The organism is Aurantimonas endophytica (assembly GCF_014196845.1).
In the GTDB taxonomy this organism is placed as follows: Bacteria; Pseudomonadota; Alphaproteobacteria; order Rhizobiales; family Rhizobiaceae; genus Aurantimonas; species Aurantimonas endophytica.
The window spans coordinates 219089-236744 of record NZ_JACIEM010000002.1; the positions used below are offsets into that span (position 1 = coordinate 219089).

Genomic DNA, 17656 nt, shown 5'->3' on the forward strand with positions numbered 1-17656 from the left:
AGGCGTAAGCCGGGCGCCAGGTTTCAGAACGCGTAGAAGTCGCGGATTGCCTGCCAGCCATCCTCTGCCGTGTCGGCAAAGGTGATCAGCTCGAGATCGGACGGCGCGATCGTGCCTTCCTTTGCCAGCGCCTCGAAATTGATGACGCGGCGCCAGAATTCCTCGCCGAACAGGATCACCGGGATGCGCTGCATCCGCCGCGTCTGGATCAGCGTCAGCCCCTCGAACAATTCGTCAAGCGTGCCGAAACCACCTGGAAAGATCGCCATCGCCTTCGCCCGCAGGAGAAAGTGCATCTTGCGGATCGCGAAATAGTGGAAGTTGAATGAGAGCTCCGGCGTCGTGTAGGGGTTCGGCGCCTGCTCGTGCGGCAGCGTGATGTTGAGGCCGATCGAGACCGCGCCGACATCCGCGGCGCCGCGGTTGCCGGCTTCCATCACGCCGGGCCCGCCGCCGGTGACGATGACGAACTCCTTGCCGCCATGGGTGTCGGCGGAGTGCTGCGAGGCGAAGCGGGCAAAGCGCCGCGCCTCCTCGTAATAGCGGGAGTTCGCCTCGAGATTGCGCTTCTGCTCCGGGTTACGGGCCGCCCAGGCTTCCGCCCCTGGTTCCGGAATGCGCGCTCCGCCGAACAGGATGACGGTGGAGAGGATGCCCGCCTCGTTCAGCGCCATCTCCGGCTTCATCAGTTCGAGCTGCAGGCGGACGCCGCGCAATGCCTCGCTGGAGAGGAAGTCGGCATCGTCGAACGCCAGGCGATAGGTCGGCGATCGGGTCTGAGGCGTTGCAGGTATTGCTTTGACGTCCTGCTTGTCCCGCTGCGAACTGGGGAACGGATCCCAGCCGTTCTGGTCGCGGGGTGTCTCTTGCGCCACGAATGCCTCGCCTGCTCGAATTGATTCCTCAGGGGCCTTCAACTAGGGTCCGGGCCGATTTCGACAGGGCGTCAGCGCCCGTTTCTCCCGCTTTTCCAGGAGCCTGCCGATGACCGCGCCGGACCGCGCCGCCCTCGAATCGACCATCGAACGCGCCTTCGACGAGCGCGACACCATTTCCGCTTCGACAACCGGCGCGGTGCGCGAGGCGGTCGAAGCGGCACTGGAGATGCTCGACCGGGGCGAGGCACGCGTCGCGACGCGCGGCGACGATGGCGCCTGGACGGTGCATCAGTGGCTGAAAAAGGCGGTGCTCCTATCCTTCCGGCTCAACGACATGCAGGTTATCGAAGGCGGCGCCGGCGGCGCCACCTGGTGGGATAAGGTGCCCTCGAAATTCGCCGGCTGGGGCGAGGACCGGTTCCGCGAGGCGGGCCTTCGGGCCGTACCCGGCTCGATCGTCCGCAAGGGCGCCTTCATCGGCAAGGACGTCGTCCTGATGCCGTCCTTCGTGAATCTCGGCGCCTATGTCGATTCGGGCTCGATGGTCGACGGCTGGGCGACCGTCGGCTCCTGCGCCCAGATCGGCAAGAACGTCCACCTGTCCGGCGGCGTCGGCATCGGCGGCGTGCTCGAACCGCTGCAGGCGGGGCCAACGATTATCGAGGACAATTGCTTCATCGGCGCCCGCTCCGAGGTCGTCGAAGGCTGCATCGTGCGCGAGGGCTCGGTGCTGGGCATGGGCGTCTTCATCGGCCAGTCGACGAAGATCGTCGACCGCGCCACCGGTTCGGTCACCTATGGCGAGGTGCCGCCTTATTCGGTGGTGGTCGCCGGCTCGCTTCCCGCGGCCAAGCCGATGGGCAATGGCGAGCCGGGCCCCGGCCTCTATTGCGCCGTGATCGTCAAGCGGGTGGACGAGCGCACCCGCTCGAAGACCTCGATCAACGAGCTGCTGCGCAGCTGACCGCGCCTTCGGTGCCGCTCCGGCCTGCCGAAAATCCGCGACGGAGACCGTGATGGCCCGGCGAACCCGTCTGAACAGCGTCTGGCCGGTGTCGCTGGCGGCCTTCGGCAGCCTGCTCGGCTGGCTGCAGCCGATGCCGAGCATCCCGGCCGGGCACGACGGGATCTGCCGCACCGAGACGGCGTCCGGCGTCGAGTACATCGTCTGCGACGTGCCGCTCGACCGCTACGACGTGTCGCTGCGGGCCGAGGATACGGCCGGCCGCCCCTACGAGACCTTCGAGCGGGCGGGCGCCAGCGTCGATGGTGCGCGCGTCCGCCTGATCATGAATGCCGGCATGTATCACGAGGACCGGCGGGCCGTCGGCCTCGCCGTGCAGGACGGTCGCGAAGTCAGCTCGCTGGTGCGCGGCACGGGCACGGGCAATTACTCGCTGCAGCCGAACGGCGTGTTCTTCGTCGAGGACGGCAAGGCAAGGGTGATGGAGACCGGCGTCTATGTCGCCGGCGCCCACAAGCCGGATTTCGCCACCCAGTCCGGCCCGATGCTGCTGATCGATGGTGAACTGCATCCGCGCTTCATCGACGGCTCCGACAGCCGCTACGTCCGCAACGGCGTCTGCGCCAGCGAAGACGGGCGCACGGTCCGCCTCGTGCTGTCGCGCCAGGCGGTGAATTTCTGGGATTTCGGGCTGTTCTTTCGTGACCGGCTCGGCTGCCGCGACGCGCTGTTCTTCGACGGCCAGGTGTCGAGCCTCTATTATCCCGACGCCAACATAGCCTACCGGCGCGACCGGCTGGGGCCGATGCTCGTCGTCACCGACCGCCCCGCCGGCTGAGGCAGCTGGGCTTCTTGTCCTGGTGTTATTGCGCGTCGGCGCCGCGCAGCAGGGGGGCGACGTCGTCGTCGAATCCCATGCGGGCAGCGAGTGCCTCGTCGTCGATGCCCGCCTCTTCGGTTACGGCGGCGACCCGGCCGCCCTTGGCGGATGACGGTACCGGTGCTGCGGCAACCTCGGTCGTCTCGGCCGCTGTCGGCAGGGGCGGGGTGACGGTCTTCGCCGTCGGCACGAGGGCTGTCGCGACTGCTGCCTCTGCCGCAGGCTTGACCGATGCCACGGCCGGCGCGGCTGCAGCCGCCTCGGCGGGCTTTGCCTGAACCCTGACGGCAGGTGTCGTTGCGGCGGGCTTCCCGTCCGCGGCAGCCGGCTTCGGCTGGATCGCAGCGATCATCGTGCCGAGCAGGCCCTTTTCCTCTTCCGGCGCCGCCTCGGCCGGCGTTGCCACGCCACGCCGCTTGTTGACCTCGGCCATATGGGCTTTCACCGCCGAGCAATAGCGCGCCGCCGACTGGCTCATGCGGGTGGTGCGGTGGCCGCCTTTGTATTTCATCGACGCCTTGCAGACGTCGTGGCCGCCCTGTTCCCAGGCGCCCTTCAAATATTTCATGCCGTAGGTGAGGTTGGTGTCGGCATCGAACAGATCGCTCGGCGAGCCGGCAAAGCCCATGCTACGGGCCGTCGCGGGCTTGATCTGGCTGAGCCCGTAGACGCCGCCGGCACCCTTGGCCTTCGGATTGTAGCGGCTTTCCACGCGGACGACGGCATAGGCGAGAGCGGGTGGGATGCCGGCATTCAACGCGTGCTTTTCGATCAGCTGGTCGAGGGCGGCGCTACCGGAAATCGTGCCGGATTCGGCGGCCTTGCTGGCCTCGCGGGCGGCGATCTTGACGTCCTGTTCGGACGGTGCGGTGGCGGGAGAAGCTTCGGCGCTCTCGGTCTTCTCGGTCGCATCGGTCTCGGTGACGGCGGCGCCAAGGGCGAGCGGCGAGCCGCCCGGTCCGTCGGCGATGCAGCCGGAAAGCGCCAGCAGCGCTGCGATGCCGGCGAGCGGCAACAGACGTAGCCGTTGCGCGCCGATGGCGGCCCGATCCCCCGATCCCATGCAGTCCCCTCGCGGCAGTTGTCCCCGCTTCAGCGTTTCCGCCGGGAACGCGGCGGAAACGTGGCGCGCCCGCCACAAAGTCTGGGAGAACCGGGCCGTGCGGCCCTTGGCAAGCATCTGTGGCAACCGCGCATCATCTCGGCTATCTGAGCCGCATGACAGATACGACCGACCCCTCCGCCGTCCTAGCGGCGCTGATCCGCTGCCCCTCCGTGACGCCCGAGGAGGCGGGATCCCTTGCGACCCTTGCCGCCATGCTGGCGCCACTCGGCTTCGCCGTCGAGCGGCCGGTGTTCAGCGAGGCTGGCACGCCGGACGTCGAGAACCTCTTCGCTCGCAAGGGCAAGTCAGGGCCGCATCTGGTCTTTGCCGGACACACCGACGTCGTCCCGCCGGGCGACCGCGACGACTGGCACCACGACCCGTTCGCCGCGACCGTCGTCGACGGCGAGATGATCGGGCGAGGCGCGGTGGACATGAAGGGTGGCATCGCCGCGTTCGTCGCCGCCGTGGCGCGGCTCGAAGCGCGGGGCGACCTCCCGTCCGGCCAGGTATCGCTGCTGATCACCGGCGACGAGGAGGGACCGGCGGTGAACGGCACCGTCAAGCTGCTTGCCTGGGCGGGGGAACGCGGTGAGCGCTTCGACGCCTGCGTCGTCGGCGAGCCGACCAACCGTTCCGCCTTGGGCGACATGATCAAGATCGGCCGGCGTGGTTCGCTGTCGGGGGAGGTGAAGGTGACCGGCCTACAGGGCCACGTCGCCTATCCCGATCTCGCGGACAACCCGGTGCGCACGATCGTCGCAATCGCCGGGGCGCTGATGGCTGAGCCGCTCGATCAGGGGACGGACCGCTTCCCGGCGTCCAATCTCGAGATCACCTCGATCGACACGGGCAATCCCGCGGTCAACGTCATCCCCGCAAGGTCGCGCCTGTCCTTCAATGTCCGCTTCAACGATCTCTGGACTCCCGAGACCCTCGCCCAGGAACTGCGGCGCCGGATCGATGGGGCAGCGAGCGCATCGCCCCTGCGGCCGGGGCGCGCCGCTGCCTCGGTGGAGGTGGTGTGGCGCGAGCGGCCGGCCGACGCCTTCGTCACGCGGGACGACGCATTGACGCAGTCGCTGACCGCGGCCATCGCCGAAGTGACCGGGCGCACGCCCGAATTGTCGACCTCCGGCGGCACATCCGACGCCCGCTTCATCAAAGATTGTTGTCCGGTCGTCGAATTCGGGCTTGTCGGCAAGACAATGCACATGGCCAATGAGAGGGTTGCTCTGGTCGATCTCGAAGGACTGACGCAGATCTATGAAACCTTCATCGCCCGCTGGTTTGCCGCCCGCCCCTGACCTGGTGCCGAGTTTCGACGACGTGCTGCGCTATTTCTCGGGCGCATTGCTGCTGATGAGCGGCAAGAGCGAGGGCCTGCGGCGCCTCGATCTGTCGGCCGACGGGTTCTGGCAATCCTTCTCTGCCATCGTCGTGGCCCTACCGCCGATCGCGCTCTCCTGGATCGAATACGAGGCGGTGGAGCGCGACGGGCCGGTGGCCGAGACCGGGGCCGTGACCATCTACGCCGCCCACGCGCTCGCCGACGTCACCGGCTGGCTGCTGCCGATCATCGTCCTGATGCTGGCGGCCAAGCATGTCGGCTATTCCAAGAAGATCGTGCCGGTGGTCGTGGCCACCAACTGGGGCGGGGCGCTGCTCGCCTGGGCCTTCGCACCCTACTGGATGCTCCTGCTGCTGCTCGGGACCAGCGAGGCGACGGCGCTGCTCGGCGTTCTCGTCAGTCTCGCCTCGATCGGGCTGACGGTGCGGCTGATCTATGTCGCCACCGGCAAGGACATCGGCGGCGCATCCGCAGTGACGGCGCTGATGGTCGTCTGCTCGCTGGTCAGCTACGGCGCGGTCATGGACCTCACGGGCGTGCCGCTGGTCTGACCAGCGGTCAGGCTGGGTCGAGCACCGCCTTGAGGAATTCGCGTGTCCGCTCCTCCTTCGGCTCGCCGAAGATCGTCGCCGGCGTGCCTTCCTCGCAGATCGTGCCGCCGTCGAAGAACAGGATCCGGTCGGAGATCTCACGGGCGAAACGCATCTCGTGGGTCACCAGCAGCATGGTCAGGTCGTGCTCCTCGGCGAGATGGCGGATGACGTTGAGGACGTCCCCGACGAGCTCGGGATCGAGCGCCGAGGTCGGCTCGTCGAACAGCATCACCTTCGGCCGCATCGCCAAAGCCCGGGCAATGCCGACGCGCTGCTGTTGGCCGCCGGAGAGCTGGCCGGGAAACTTGTCCGCCTGATCGACCAGCCCGACCATGTCGAGCAGTTCCTCGGCGCGGTCGTTGGCCTCGGCCTTCGGCAGGCCGAGCACGGTGCGCGGCGCCTCGGTGAGATTGCGCCGCACCGTCATGTGCGGGAACAGGTTGAAGTTCTGGAACACCATGCCGAGCTTTTCGCGCATGTGGCGCAGATGCGCTTCCCCGGCCGGCTTCAGCTCGCCGCCGCTCTCCTCGTGCCACAGCGGCTCGCCTTCGACCCGGACGATGCCGTCGTCGATAGTCTCCAGCGTCATCAGGATGCGCAGCACCGTCGACTTGCCGGAGCCGGACGGGCCGATGATCGTCACCTTCTCGCCCGGTTGGACGCTGAAGTTCAGTTGGTCGAGGACGGTGACCGGCCCGAAGCGCTTGACGACATTCTGAAATTCTATGATCGGCTGGGTCATCGGAGCGGCAGCCCCCTCTTCGGCAGGTTCATGTCGAGCGCCCTGACGCCGGCGGCAGCGACGAGCGTCAGGATGAGGTAAAGACCGCCGACCATGGACAGCGGGATCAAATAGTTGAACGTCCGGTCGCCGATGATCTTGGCGACGTTGAGCATCTCGAGCACGGTGACGACGGACAGGATCGGCACGTCTTTCATCATCGAGACGAGATAGTTGCCGAGGGCCGGAATGATTCGCGGGATCGCCTGCGGCAGCACGATGCGGGTGAAGCTCCGGCCGGCGGCCATGTTCAGCGCCCGGCTGGCCTCGTGCTGGCCGCGATCGACCGCCTCGAGCCCGCCGCGATACACCTCCGAGATGTAGGCGCTGTATTGCAGGCCCAGCGCCAGCGCCCCGGTCATGAAGGCCGGCAGCACGATCCCGAATTCCGGCAGGACGTAATAGAGGAAGAACAGCTGCACCAGCAGCGGCGTGTCCCGCAGGAACTCCGCGATCGCCTTGGCCGGCCAGGAGATCAGCCGCGTCGGGGCCGCCTTGAGCACCGCGAGGACGAGCCCGAGGACCAGTGCGATGACGAAGCCGAGCGCCGTCGCCTGCAGGGTGACGACCATGCCCCAGAGCAGGATCGGCAGGATCGAGACAGCAAAGGCGAGACTGCTGGAAGTGTCCCATTCGTATCCGAACAGCATGGCTTACGCTCCCGTCCGGCGCCAGCGCCCGACCGAGCGCTCGAGCAGCTTCATGAACCCGGCGAGAACCAGCGCCATGCCGAAATACATCAGCAGCACCAGCGAATAGACGGTGACGCTGTCCTGGGTGAAATTGCGGATCTGTTCGGCCCGAAAGGCGAGGTCCGCGAGGCTGATCAGCGACACCAGCGCGGTATCCTTGAGGTTCTGGATGGCGAGATTGCCGAAGGTCGGCATCATCTCCGGAATCGCTTGCGGCAGGGCGATGCGCCACATCGCCTGGCGATCGGTGAAGTTGAGGGCCTTGGCGGCCTCGAACTGGTCGCCGTGCACCGCCTGCAGCGCGCCCCGGACGACTTCCGCCCCGTAGGCGCCGATATTCAGCGCCAGCGCCAGGATGCCGACGGTCACCGGATTGAAGCGCAGGTCTATGCCGGCCGCTTCGCCCGCCAGCGGCAGCGCGAAATACAGCCAGAACAGCTGCACCAGCAGCGAGGTGCCGCGGAAGATCTCGATATAGGAGACCGACAGCCAGCGGATGGCCGTGACGCGGGACAGCCGTCCGATCCCGAAGATGAAGGCGAGTGCCGCGCCGAGCAGCATCGAGGCGACCGCGATCTGCGCGGTGACGAGGGCGCCCTCAGAGAGCGGCCCGAGATAGGCTAACCATTCCATGCGTCAGTGTTCCAACCGGCCGGTGGCCGATCCTGACGGACGACCGAAATGCGCCGGCGAGCTTCCGCCCGCCAGCGCCCCAATTCTGTCTGTGCCCAACGATCAGCTGGAGGAGTCGCAGAGCTCCTGCGTCGTGCGCTGTCCCGACCCCTCGATGTCGGCCTCGGAGAAGCCGTAGCCCGAGAGGATTTCGCGCCACTCGTCGGTCTCCTTGAACTTCGTGAGCTCCTCGTTGAAGGCGTCGCGCAATTCGGTGGAGTCGCTGGCGAAGGCGAATGCGCCCCAGCTGCGGACTTCCGCTCCGTCGATCACCGGATCCTCGAACGAGCCGGCGCTCTCCACGCCGTCATCCTTGGCGGCCAGCTCGCTGACCGTCAGGCTGGTGGCGGCATACGCATCGGCGCGGCCGGTCGAGACGGTGGAGATCGCGTCGGCGTTGCTGGCGATCGTCACCATGCGGTCTTCGGGGACGCCGAGCTTCTGCAGCATCTCCAGCTGGTCGGCGCCGGCCATGATCGCCACCTTGCCGTCATTGTCGGCGAAGGCGTCGTAGCCGTGCAGATCCTTGGGATTGCCCGCGGCGACGAGCAGACCCTCGCCATAGGAGCTGTTGGGCTCGGAATAGATCACGCTCTGGCAGCGATCCGGCAGGACGGCCATCTCGGCGGCGGCGACGTCGAAGCGATCGGCGCGCAGGCCGGGGATCAGCGAGGAAAAGTTCGTGCTCGTCCACTCGATGTCGTCGATGCCCATCTGCTCGAAGACATGCCGCGCGACGTCTGGCCCGGCACCCTTCGCTTCGCCGCTCATGTCCATGTAGCCGTAGGGAATCTCGTTCGCGACCGCGACCCGGACCGTGCCGCTTTCCTTGATTTCGGCCAGCGTCGCTGCCGATGCGGCGCCGGCGGAAAGAATAGCAGCTGAAACAGCAGTTGACAGAAACGAATTGCGAAGAATATTTGTCATGATGACTCCATCTTGGACAGTCGTCCCGGCCGGAAAACCTGCAGACCTGATCGACAGGTGCATCGGGGAACGGTTGGTTAGCACAGAATATATAGCCCGAGCAGCCATCGCGGGGCCGGTCATTCTGGCTTCGATTGAGAGCGTCAGGATATCTGCTTTGAGATGTTTTTCAACCGCCGGATGGCAGAAAGGCGGCAGCACGGCGGCAAACAAGCGCCTCGGGCGGGGCTATCCCCTTGGGGCGAAAGGCGCGGAGACACTTCGCCGGAATATTTTCAGCGCGTGCCGGTAGGGGCCGTCTCGTCGCGTGCCGGCGTATAGGCCGGCAGAGTCCGCTTCGGCGCCGTGCCGTAGGTGATCTGCGTCAGATACAGCCCGTCCGGCGGTGCCACGGGGCCGCAGCGCGTGCGGTCGCGCGCCTCGAGCGCAGAGACCAGGTCTGCCTCGCTCCAGCGGCCTTCCCCGACCAGCTTCAGCGTGCCGGCGAAGGAGCGGATCTGGTTGTGCAGGAAGGACTGCGCCCTGGCATGGATGTGGATCTCGTCGCCCGGGCCGCGGACAACGTCCAGCTGCTCCAGCGTACGGATCGGGTTCTTCGCCTGGCAATGCGCCGAGCGGAACGTGTCGAAATCATGCGTGCCGACAAGGCGCTGCGCTGCCTGGTGCATCGCCTCGACGTCGAGCGACCGCGACACCCACCAGACCCGTCCGGCCAGCAGCGCCGGCGGAGCGCGGCGGTTGAAGATGCGGTAGAGATAATGCCGCTGGCGGGCGGAGAAGCGGGCGTCGAAATCGTCAGCGACGCGCTCGACCGCCAGGATCGACACCGGCGCGTCCCGCAGATGCGCGTTCAGCGCGTCGCGCACCACGTCCGTTTCCCAGTCGCGCGCAAGATCGAGATGCGCCACCTGGCCGGTCGCATGAACCCCGGCGTCGGTGCGGCCCGCGCCGAAAAGCGTCGCCGCCTCGCCGCTGAACCCGGCCATCGCCCGCTCGATCTCCTCCTGCACCGACAGATCCGCCTTCTGGCGCTGCCAGCCGCAATAATGCGTGCCGTCATATTCGATGGTGAGCTTGTATCGGGGCATCGGTGGGAGGCGCCCTTGCTGGCAAATTCGTTCGGCTCGGTTTCGAGCCCCTTACACGGATGCGGCGGTGACCGGAACCGCGTGGCCGTCTCGGCCCTACGGCGTGCCGGCCGCCACGAGCCCGGTTCCGGCCGCGACGGCAGTGCCGCGAAGCCATTCTTCCGCCGGCATCGGCCGGCCCCCCGCTCGCTGCAGCTCCAGAAGCCGAATTGCGCCCGTGCCGCAGGCAACGAGCAGCCGGTCGTCGAGCGTCGTGCCGGCGTCGCCTGAACCTGCCTCTGCCCGGGCGCGAAGGATCTTCACCCGCTCGGTGGGGCCGCCGAGCGTCATCTCGACAAACGCGCCCGGCGCCGGGGCAAACGCGTTGATCTTCCGCGCGATGCTTTCCGCTTCGCCGCCGAAGTCAATCGCCGCCTCGGCCTTGGTCAGCTTGCGGGCATAGACGGGCTCGCGGCCGGTGCGCGCGGCGAGGGTGTCCTGATCCTCGAAGGTGAGCGTGCCGGCCTCGAGCTTCGCCAGCGCCTCGACCATCAGCCGCGCGCAGATATCTGCCAAACGGTCGTGCAGCTCGCCCGCCGTCTCGGTCTCGCCGATCGGCGTCTCGGCGGTCAGGGCGACGGGGCCGGTGTCTAGACCGGCTTCCATCCGCATCACCATCATGCCGGTGACGGCATCGCCGGCCTCGATCGCCCGCTGGATCGGCGCTGCGCCGCGCCAGCGCGGCAAGAGCGAGCCGTGGCCGTTGAGGCAGCCGAAGCGCGGCGCATCGAGGATCGCCTGCGGCAGGAGCAGGCCGTAGGCGACCACCACCCCGACATCGAGACCAAGCGCCTCAAAGGATTCCACGTCGGCCGGGTCGCGGAAATTGATCGGGCTGCGCACGGCGAGGCCGAGTTGCTCGGCCGCCACCTGCACGGGCGATGGGGTCAGCGTCAGGCCGCGCCGGCCAGCCTGGCGGGGCGGCTGGGTGTAGACCGCGGCGACGTCGTGGCCTCCCGCGACGATCGCCTGCAGTGTCGGGACGGCGAAAGCCGGGGTCCCCATGAAGCCGACGCGCAGGCTCATCCTCAGGCCGTGGTCTTGCGGGCCGCCGCCTTGGTGAACTTCTTCACCACCATGTCGCGCTTCAGCTTGGAGATGTGGTCGATGAACAGGACGCCGTTGAGATGGTCGATTTCGTGCTGCAGGCAGGTGGCGAGGATGCCGTCCGCCTTCTCCTCGTGCAGCTTGCCGTCGAGCCCGAGATAGCGGACGGTCACGCCGGCCGGCCGCTCGACCTCGGCATAATAATCGGGGATCGACAGGCAGCCTTCCTCGTAGACGTTCATCTCGTCCGATTGGGCAAGAATCTCCGGGTTGAGGTAGACGCGCGGCGCCTTCTCTTCGTCCTCCTTGGCGACGTCGATGACGAGCAGCCGCAGCGGCTCGCCCACCTGGATGGCCGCGAGGCCGATACCGGGCGCGTCGTACATCGTCGCGAGCATGTCGTCAGCGAGGCTGTTGACCGCGGCATCGACGCGCTCCACGGGCTTGGACGCCTGGCGAAGGATCGGATCGGGGAGAATGATGAGGGGTCGGATCGTCATGGCGCTCAGGTAATCGCTGGCGTCAGGCCGGTCAATCGTACTTGCAGTCCGGGAGCTGCCGCGCTGGCTAGTTACGAATGGTCATGCGACGATGTTCCTGTTTTGATCCGATTCGTTTACGAATCGCCGCTAGGGTCGCGACATGGACAGTGCCGCTTTCGCCGATTACCTCGCCCGACCCGTCGGCAGCCTCTTCGGTCACCCGGTCATGCCGACCGAGATCGCGCTGGCCGGGATCGCCCTCCTGTTCTTCTTTCTCTGGCGCAGGGCCGCGCGTCTTGCCGGCCGGGCAGGCGAGGCAGCCGAGCGGGAGGCGGAGGCCGCCGACCGGCTGGACGCGGTGCTGAAGTCCCAGGCCGAGATCACCGGACGCATGCAGACCATGGCGGAAATCTTCGGCGCGCGTCAGGCGGACCTCACCCGCACGCTGGCCGAACGCTTCGACGGGCTCACCTCCCGCGTCGGGCAGTCGATCCTGCAGACGACGCACGACACCAAGGCCTCGCTCACGGCGCTGGCGGAGCGCCTCGCCGTCATCGACCGGGCGCAGGGCGAGATCCGCGGCCTCGCCGGCGAGGTCGTCCGGCTGCAGGACATCCTGGCCAACAAGCAGTCGCGCGGCGCCTTCGGCGAGGGGCGCATGCAGGCGATCGTCGCCGACGCGCTGCCGAGCGCCGCCTATTCCTTCCAGGCGACGCTCTCCAACGGCAAGCGGGTGGATTGCCTGATCCGCATGCCGAACGGCGCCCCGAGCCTCGCCATCGACGCGAAGTTTCCGCTGGAGGCGTTCTCGGCGCTGCGCGAGGCCGGCACCGATGATGCGCGGGCCTTTGCCGCGAGCCGCATGCGACGCGACATGGACGTGCATGTGAAGGCGATCGCCGAGAAATATTTGATCCCCGGGGAGACGCAGGACACGGCCTTCCTGTTCGTGCCCTCGGAAGCCGTCTTCGCCGATCTGCACGAGCATTTCGAGGACGTGGTGCAGAAGGCGCATCGCGCCCAGGTCGTCATCGTCTCGCCCTCGCTGCTGCTTCTGTCGATCCAGGTCGTGCAGGCAATCCTCAAGGACTCGCGGATGCGGGCCGAAGCCGGCCGCATCCAGCAGGAAGTTCGCCTCCTCGCGGAGGATCTGGCGCGTCTCGACGCCCGCGTCACGGCGCTGAAGGGCCATTTCGGCCAGGCCGGGCGCGACATCGACCAGATCCTCGTGTCCACCGACAAGCTCATGCGTCGGGGCGAGCGGATCGAGGCCGTCGGGCTGGGCGACGAGGCCGGCCCGAACGCCTTGCCGCCTAGGAGCGCCGCCGTCTGACGGGCCGGCAAAGCACTGAAGTCTTGTTCAACTTCGTGTGAGCGATTCACCGCACGGAAAATTGCATACGCAACCGTCTTAAGAAAAAGTAAAAGTCTTCCGCAACCAAACGAAACTGACCGCGTTACTTCGGCTGTCACCGTTTCGTCAAAAGGGGGATGACATGTGGCGCGGGGCCAAAATCTTGTTTGCAGCGACGGCATTGGCGGCAACGCCGGTGATGTCGCAGGCACCCGCCGCGCAGCCCTCCGAACTGGCGCTGGCCTATAACGCCCAGACGGACGCCGCCTTCCGCAAGGGGCTGCAGACGCGTCTTGCTTGGACCGGTGACTATGTCGGCGCTTTCGACGGCACCATCGGTGCAACCTCCCTCAGGGCTATCCGCGATTTCCAGGCCCGCCACGGCATGGCTGCGACCGGCATCATCGACGAGCCGATGCTGAAGCTGCTGGTGGACCTCTCCGACAACGCCCAGCGGAGTCTCGGCGCGACGCTGGTCGACGACGCGGCGACGGGCGCCCGGATCCTGCTTCCGCTTTCGCTGGCAGAGGATCGCGGCGAGACAGAAGTCGGCAATGTCTGGCGCTCGGCGGACGACGGCATCGAGGTCGAGACGATCCGCATCGCCGATACAGGCCAGACCCTCAACGGGCTGTTCGAGGTCCTGAGCGAGCCGACTGGCAGCCGCACCGTCTCCGATGCGACGTTCGGGGGAGAGTGGTTCGTTGTCCGCGGCAAGGAAGCCGGCAGGAGCTACTACATGCGCTTCGCCGCCCGCGGTACCGACCTTCGCGGCTTCTCGGCATCCTACGTGGCCGACGAAGCGGACCGCCTTGCGCCTTACGTCGTGGTCGCGTCGAATTTGTTCGACCCGTTCGCCGGCGAGCCGCAGGCTCCGGTCGTCGCCGCGAACGAGCCCAATCCCTTCTCTTCGCTCCTTGCCCGCAAGCGGGAGCAGGGCGCGGGCGGGGCCGCCGACGCGCGCTATGCCATGGCTTCCATCGATCCGGCCCAGCCGAACCTCTTCGAGGTACCCGGCGAGAGCGTGCCGCAGGAAGTGCCGCCGGCACCTGCCTTCGACATGGCCGGTTCCGGCTTCCTCGTCTCGCGCGACGGCTGGCTGCTGACCAACGCGCATGTCGTCAATGCCTGCACGACGGTTCTCGTCGGGCAGAGCGACGTCGTTTCGCAGACCATCATCGACCCGGCCAACGATCTGGCGCTGATCAAGGTCGACCGGGCGCTCGGCGAGCCGCTGGAGATTTCGACTGCGAAGCCCCGGCTCGGCGAAGACATCCTCGCCCTCGGTTTCCCGCTTCGCTCGATCCTGGCAGATTCGCTCAACGTCACCCGCGGCAACGTCTCCTCGCTCCTGGGGCTGATGAACGACGAGCGTTATCTGCAGATCTCGGCTCCCGTCCAGCCCGGCAATTCGGGCGGTCCGCTGATCGATCTCGCCGGCCGAGTCGTCGGCGTGGTGACGGCAAAGCTGAACGCGGTCGCGGTGGCGGATGCGACGGGCGACATCCCGCAGTCGATCAACTTCGCGATCCGTCCGGGCGCCGCGACGGCGTTCCTTTCGGCCAACGGCATCGAATTCGAACCGGCCGACCCGAACGAGGCGCTGGCCAGCGTTCCCGATGCCACGGCCGAGGTGAAGGACTCGATCTTCCCGGTCATCTGCGTCGGCGGGTAAGCCCTTCCGGTTTCACTCAAGGCCTTATCCGGCATCGCTGCGCGGAACGCCTTGCGGCGTTCGCCCGTTGCGCCTCGTATGGGGCTGGGCCTCGACGCAATTGGAGCAGATCATGGCCTACCAAGATTCCGACTCGACGCTGATCCGCGGTCAGCAAGACAAGGACACGCTCGAGCATATCGCGCTCGACGAGACCCGCGGGCCGGCGGACCGCAGCGACAGCGACACGCAGAGCCGGCGCGAGCGCGAAAGCGCCAAGGCGGGTATTGCGCCGAACGGCCAGGAGCAGATGGCGTCGATCTTCGAGCAGAATGGCGGCAGCGACGGCGACAAGTCGGTCGAGCCGGACAAAGGGAGCTCGCCTGCCGATGCGGATGAGGGGCTCGCCCAACGGGGCCGTTCGCTTCTCGGCGAGTAAGGACTTCCGGGAGGCAGTCGCCAATTCAGGCCGCGGCTTCGCCCCGGCCTGACCATCAGCGGATGGAGCGCAGAAACGTCTTCAAATCGTCGGTGACGTAGTCGATGTGTTCGCCGTCCCGGCCCTCGTGCTCCCAGATCTCGCCGAACGTCTCCTCGAGATTGTTCGGCACGATCAGCACGGTCTGCATGCCGAGCGCCTTCGGCACTACCAGGTTGCGCGCCAGATCCTCGAACATCACCGCGCGGCCGGCATCCACCCGATGCAGGCCCATGAACTTGTCGTAGGTCTCGCTCGCCGGCTTCGGCACCAGGCCGGCCGCCACCAGATCGAAGATATCCTCGAAATGGTCGAGAATGCCGAGCTGGCGCGCCGCCCTCTCGGCATGGCCGCGATCGCCATTGGTGAAGATGAATTTGCGGCCCGGCAGCGCCTTGATCTCGTCGCCGAGGCTCGGATCTGGGTCGATCCAGGAATAGTCGATGTCGTGGACATATTGCAGGAACGCATCCGGATCGACGTCGTGCTCCTGCATCAGCCCGCGCAGCGTGGTGCCGTAACGGCGGTAGAAATCCTTCTGGACGACCCGCGCCTCGTCCGGCGGCAGTGACAGGAACTCGGCGACGAATTCCGTCATCCGCAGGTCGATCTGCGAGAACAGGTTCGAGTGGCGCGGATAGAGCGTGTTGTCGAGGTCGAACACCCAGTCGCGCACATTGGCGAAATCCTGAGGCGTCGCCTCGGCCGTCTGGCGAATCGTGTTGTGTGCGGTCATGAATTCCGAGGGGTGCGAATCTAAGGCGGCCTTGCCAAGCGCCGCCGAATGGTGGAGCGGAAGCCTGAAGCAAACCTGACAGGTCCGCCGTGCCGCTCTGGATCCCCATTACCATCGCCGCCGCCTTCCTGCAAAACCTGCGCTCCGGCCTGCAGCGACAGCTCAAGGGGCGGATGGGGTCGACAGGCGCCACCTTCGCGCGCTTCGGCTTCGGCTTTCCCTTCGCCGTCCTCTATCTTCTGGCGCTGCTGGTCGTCGGCGATCCTTCCATCCCCACGCCCAACGCGACCTTCCTCGTGGCCGTTGCGGTCGGCGGCGTGGCGCAGATTCTCGCCACCTTCCTGCTCGTCTATCTCTTCGCCTTCCGCAACTTCATGGTCGGCACGGCCTATTCCAAGACCGAGCCGGTGCAGGCGGCGATCTTCGGCCTGATCCTGCTCGGCGAGACCGTCACCTGGCTTGCCTTCGCCGCGATCCTCGCCGGCGCCTTCGGCGTCGCGCTGATCTCGGTCGCGGGGCGCGGGAATGTCAGGATCGGCAAGGCGCTGTTCTCGCGCGAGGCGGGGATCGGCGTCCTCTCGGGCGCGCTCTTCGGTATCTCGGCCGTCTGCTTTCGCGGCGCGTCCCTGTCGCTGGAGGATGGCGGCGTGCTGATCCGGGCGGCGACCACGCTGGTCTTCGCGACCGGCATCCAGACGCTGGTGATGCTCGCCTGGATGCTGCTGCGCGACCGGGCCGAGCTCGCCGCCGTCGCGCGCGCCTGGCGGCCGGCGCTGCTCGTCGGTCTGGTCGGGGTGGCCGGCTCGGCCGGCTGGTTCACTGCGATGACGCTGGAGAAGGTCGCCTATGTCCGTGCGCTGGGCCAGATCGAGCTGGTCTTCACCTTCGCCTCGTCGGTGTTCTGGTTCCGCGAGAAGATCGCCCGGCTCGAGCTCGTCGGCTGCCTGATCATCGGGGCCTCGATCCTGACGCTGCTCGGCGCGGCGACCTGACGGGTCAGCGCACGATCAGCGTGCCCGCCCCGTGCTCGGTCAAAAGTTCCAGCAGCACCGCGTGGCGGGTCTTGCCGTTGAGGATGACCACGCCGTCGACGCCGCGGTCGATCGCCTCGATGCAGGTCTCGACCTTGGGGATCATGCCGCCGGAAATTGTCCCGTCGCGGATCAGGCTGCGCGCCTCGGCGACCGACAGTTCCTTGATCAGCTGACCGCTGCGGTCGAGAACGCCCGGCACGTCGGTGAGAAACAGGAGGCGCGAGGCCTGCAGCGCGCCGGCAATGGCGCCGGCGAAGGTGTCGGCGTTGATGTTGTAGGTGGCGCCGTCGCGGCCGGGCGCGACCGGCGCGATCACCGGGATCATCTCGGAGCGCGCCAGGAGGTCGAGCAGCGTCCGGTCGACCTCGACGGGTTCGCCGACGAAGCCCAGATCGATCACCCGCTCGATGTTGGAGTCGGGATCGACGACGGTCTTCCGGGCCTTCTCGGCAAAGACCATGTTGCCGTCCTTGCCGCAGAGCCCGATCGCCCACTCGCCCTCGGCGTTGATCAGCGCGACGATCTCCTTGTTGATCGAGCCGGCGAGGACCATCTCGACGATCTTCACCGTCTCCTCGTCGGTGACCCTCAGGCCGCCCTCGAAGCGCGACTCGATCCCCAGCTGGGTCAGCATGCGGCCGATCTGCGGGCCGCCGCCATGCACGACGATCGGGTTGATGCCGGACTGCTTGAGCAGGGCGATGTCGCGGGCGAAGGCCTTGCCGAGTTCGGGATCGCCCATGGCATGGCCGCCATACTTCACGACGACGGTCTTGTTCTCGTAGGCCTGCATGAAGGGCAGGGCCTCGGCGAGCACCCGGGCGCGGCTTTCGCCGTTTTCGGTGGAGGCTTGGGTCATGAACGGTCTGCCCTGCTTATGGCGTGCCGGCGGCTTCTAGCT

The 17656-nt window shown here is 67.1% G+C and carries 19 protein-coding genes; 8 read left to right on the plus strand and 11 right to left on the minus strand.

The genetic code is table 11. From position 1 onward, the window contains the following. Nucleotides 1–23 precede the first annotated feature (23 nt). Nucleotides 24–875, minus strand: a complete 852-nt coding sequence (locus GGR03_RS08775) for an LOG family protein (protein WP_252920175.1) — start codon at nt 873–875, stop codon at nt 24–26. A 109-nt stretch (nt 876–984) separates the two neighbouring features. On the opposite strand from GGR03_RS08775, the gene dapD reads away from it, so the two are divergent. Beyond that, nucleotides 985–1842, plus strand: a complete 858-nt coding sequence (gene dapD / locus GGR03_RS08780) for a 2,3,4,5-tetrahydropyridine-2,6-dicarboxylate N-succinyltransferase (RefSeq protein ID WP_183207267.1) — start codon at nt 985–987, stop codon at nt 1840–1842. A gap of 52 nt (nt 1843–1894) precedes the next feature. After that, complete coding sequence (locus GGR03_RS08785) at nt 1895–2680, plus strand: phosphodiester glycosidase family protein (RefSeq protein ID WP_183207268.1); 786 nt, start codon at nt 1895–1897, stop codon at nt 2678–2680. A gap of 25 nt (nt 2681–2705) precedes the next feature. Here GGR03_RS08785 and GGR03_RS08790 read toward each other — a convergent pair whose 3' ends face one another. Beyond that, on the minus strand, nt 2706–3785 hold the full coding sequence (locus GGR03_RS08790; protein WP_183207269.1) for a lytic transglycosylase domain-containing protein: 1080 nt from the start codon (nt 3783–3785) through the stop codon (nt 2706–2708). A 155-nt stretch (nt 3786–3940) separates the two neighbouring features. On the opposite strand from GGR03_RS08790, the gene dapE reads away from it, so the two are divergent. Both dapE and GGR03_RS08800 read left to right on the plus strand, forming a co-directional pair. Next, nucleotides 3941–5134 carry a succinyl-diaminopimelate desuccinylase gene (gene dapE, locus GGR03_RS08795; protein WP_183207270.1) on the plus strand — a complete coding sequence of 398 codons (1194 nt, stop codon included), beginning with the start codon at nt 3941–3943 and terminating at the stop codon, nt 5132–5134. A gap of 4 nt (nt 5135–5138) precedes the next feature. Continuing rightward, nucleotides 5139–5729, plus strand: coding sequence for a hypothetical protein (locus tag GGR03_RS08800; RefSeq protein ID WP_183207953.1), 591 nt, complete (start codon nt 5139–5141; stop codon nt 5727–5729). Between the two features lie 7 nt (nt 5730–5736). Here GGR03_RS08800 and ehuA read toward each other — a convergent pair whose 3' ends face one another. From ehuA to def, 7 genes are all read right to left on the minus strand, one after another. Further along, a complete protein-coding gene (gene ehuA / locus GGR03_RS08805; protein WP_183207271.1) occupies nt 5737–6513 on the minus strand; it encodes an ectoine/hydroxyectoine ABC transporter ATP-binding protein EhuA in 777 nt (258 codons plus the stop codon). Continuing rightward, complete coding sequence (ehuD, locus tag GGR03_RS08810) at nt 6510–7202, minus strand: ectoine/hydroxyectoine ABC transporter permease subunit EhuD (RefSeq protein WP_183207272.1); 693 nt, start codon at nt 7200–7202, stop codon at nt 6510–6512. Before ehuD ends, ehuA begins: the two co-directional genes overlap by 4 nt. Nucleotides 7203–7205: 3 nt before the next feature. Next, complete coding sequence (ehuC, locus tag GGR03_RS08815) at nt 7206–7877, minus strand: ectoine/hydroxyectoine ABC transporter permease subunit EhuC (RefSeq protein WP_183207273.1); 672 nt, start codon at nt 7875–7877, stop codon at nt 7206–7208. A gap of 102 nt (nt 7878–7979) precedes the next feature. Then, nucleotides 7980–9056 carry an ectoine/hydroxyectoine ABC transporter substrate-binding protein EhuB gene (gene ehuB / locus GGR03_RS08820; protein WP_343058684.1) on the minus strand — a complete coding sequence of 359 codons (1077 nt, stop codon included), beginning with the start codon at nt 9054–9056 and terminating at the stop codon, nt 7980–7982. A gap of 62 nt (nt 9057–9118) precedes the next feature. Next, on the minus strand, nt 9119–9931 hold the full coding sequence (gene truA / locus GGR03_RS08825) for a tRNA pseudouridine(38-40) synthase TruA (RefSeq protein ID WP_183207274.1): 813 nt from the start codon (nt 9929–9931) through the stop codon (nt 9119–9121). A 96-nt stretch (nt 9932–10027) separates the two neighbouring features. Continuing rightward, nucleotides 10028–10996: a methionyl-tRNA formyltransferase gene (gene fmt / locus GGR03_RS08830; protein WP_183207275.1), complete on the minus strand. Its 969-nt coding sequence runs from the start codon at nt 10994–10996 to the stop codon at nt 10028–10030. Nucleotides 10997–10998: 2 nt separating this feature from the next. Next, nucleotides 10999–11517 (minus strand): peptide deformylase, encoded by a 519-nt coding sequence (def, locus tag GGR03_RS08835; protein WP_183207276.1) that lies wholly within the window; start codon nt 11515–11517, stop codon nt 10999–11001. Between the two features lie 142 nt (nt 11518–11659). Here def and GGR03_RS08840 point away from each other — a divergent pair, with 142 nt between their 5' ends. The 3 genes from GGR03_RS08840 (at nt 11660) to GGR03_RS08850 (ending at nt 14946) form a co-directional block, all read left to right on the plus strand. Then, entirely contained in the window at nt 11660–12832 is a 1173-nt protein-coding gene (locus tag GGR03_RS08840; protein WP_183207277.1) for a DNA recombination protein RmuC, read from the plus strand. Between the two features lie 184 nt (nt 12833–13016). Then, complete coding sequence (locus GGR03_RS08845) at nt 13017–14528, plus strand: serine protease (protein WP_246367755.1); 1512 nt, start codon at nt 13017–13019, stop codon at nt 14526–14528. Between the two features lie 100 nt (nt 14529–14628). Beyond that, nucleotides 14629–14946, plus strand: a complete 318-nt coding sequence (locus GGR03_RS08850; protein WP_183207279.1) for a hypothetical protein — start codon at nt 14629–14631, stop codon at nt 14944–14946. Nucleotides 14947–15001: 55 nt separating this feature from the next. Here the strand turns inward: GGR03_RS08850 and GGR03_RS08855 are convergent, their stop codons facing one another. After that, nucleotides 15002–15721 carry a pyrimidine 5'-nucleotidase gene (locus GGR03_RS08855; RefSeq protein WP_183207280.1) on the minus strand — a complete coding sequence of 240 codons (720 nt, stop codon included), beginning with the start codon at nt 15719–15721 and terminating at the stop codon, nt 15002–15004. 89 nt (nt 15722–15810) lie between these two features. Between GGR03_RS08855 and GGR03_RS08860 the strand changes: the two genes are divergently transcribed. Then, nucleotides 15811–16713 carry an EamA family transporter gene (locus tag GGR03_RS08860; RefSeq protein ID WP_183207281.1) on the plus strand — a complete coding sequence of 301 codons (903 nt, stop codon included), beginning with the start codon at nt 15811–15813 and terminating at the stop codon, nt 16711–16713. Between the two features lie 4 nt (nt 16714–16717). Here GGR03_RS08860 and argB read toward each other — a convergent pair whose 3' ends face one another. Further along, the gene (argB, locus tag GGR03_RS08865) at nt 16718–17614 is read right to left on the minus strand and encodes an acetylglutamate kinase (protein WP_183207282.1); all 897 of its coding nucleotides are present in this window, start codon (nt 17612–17614) and stop codon (nt 16718–16720) included. Nucleotides 17615–17656 lie beyond the last annotated feature (42 nt).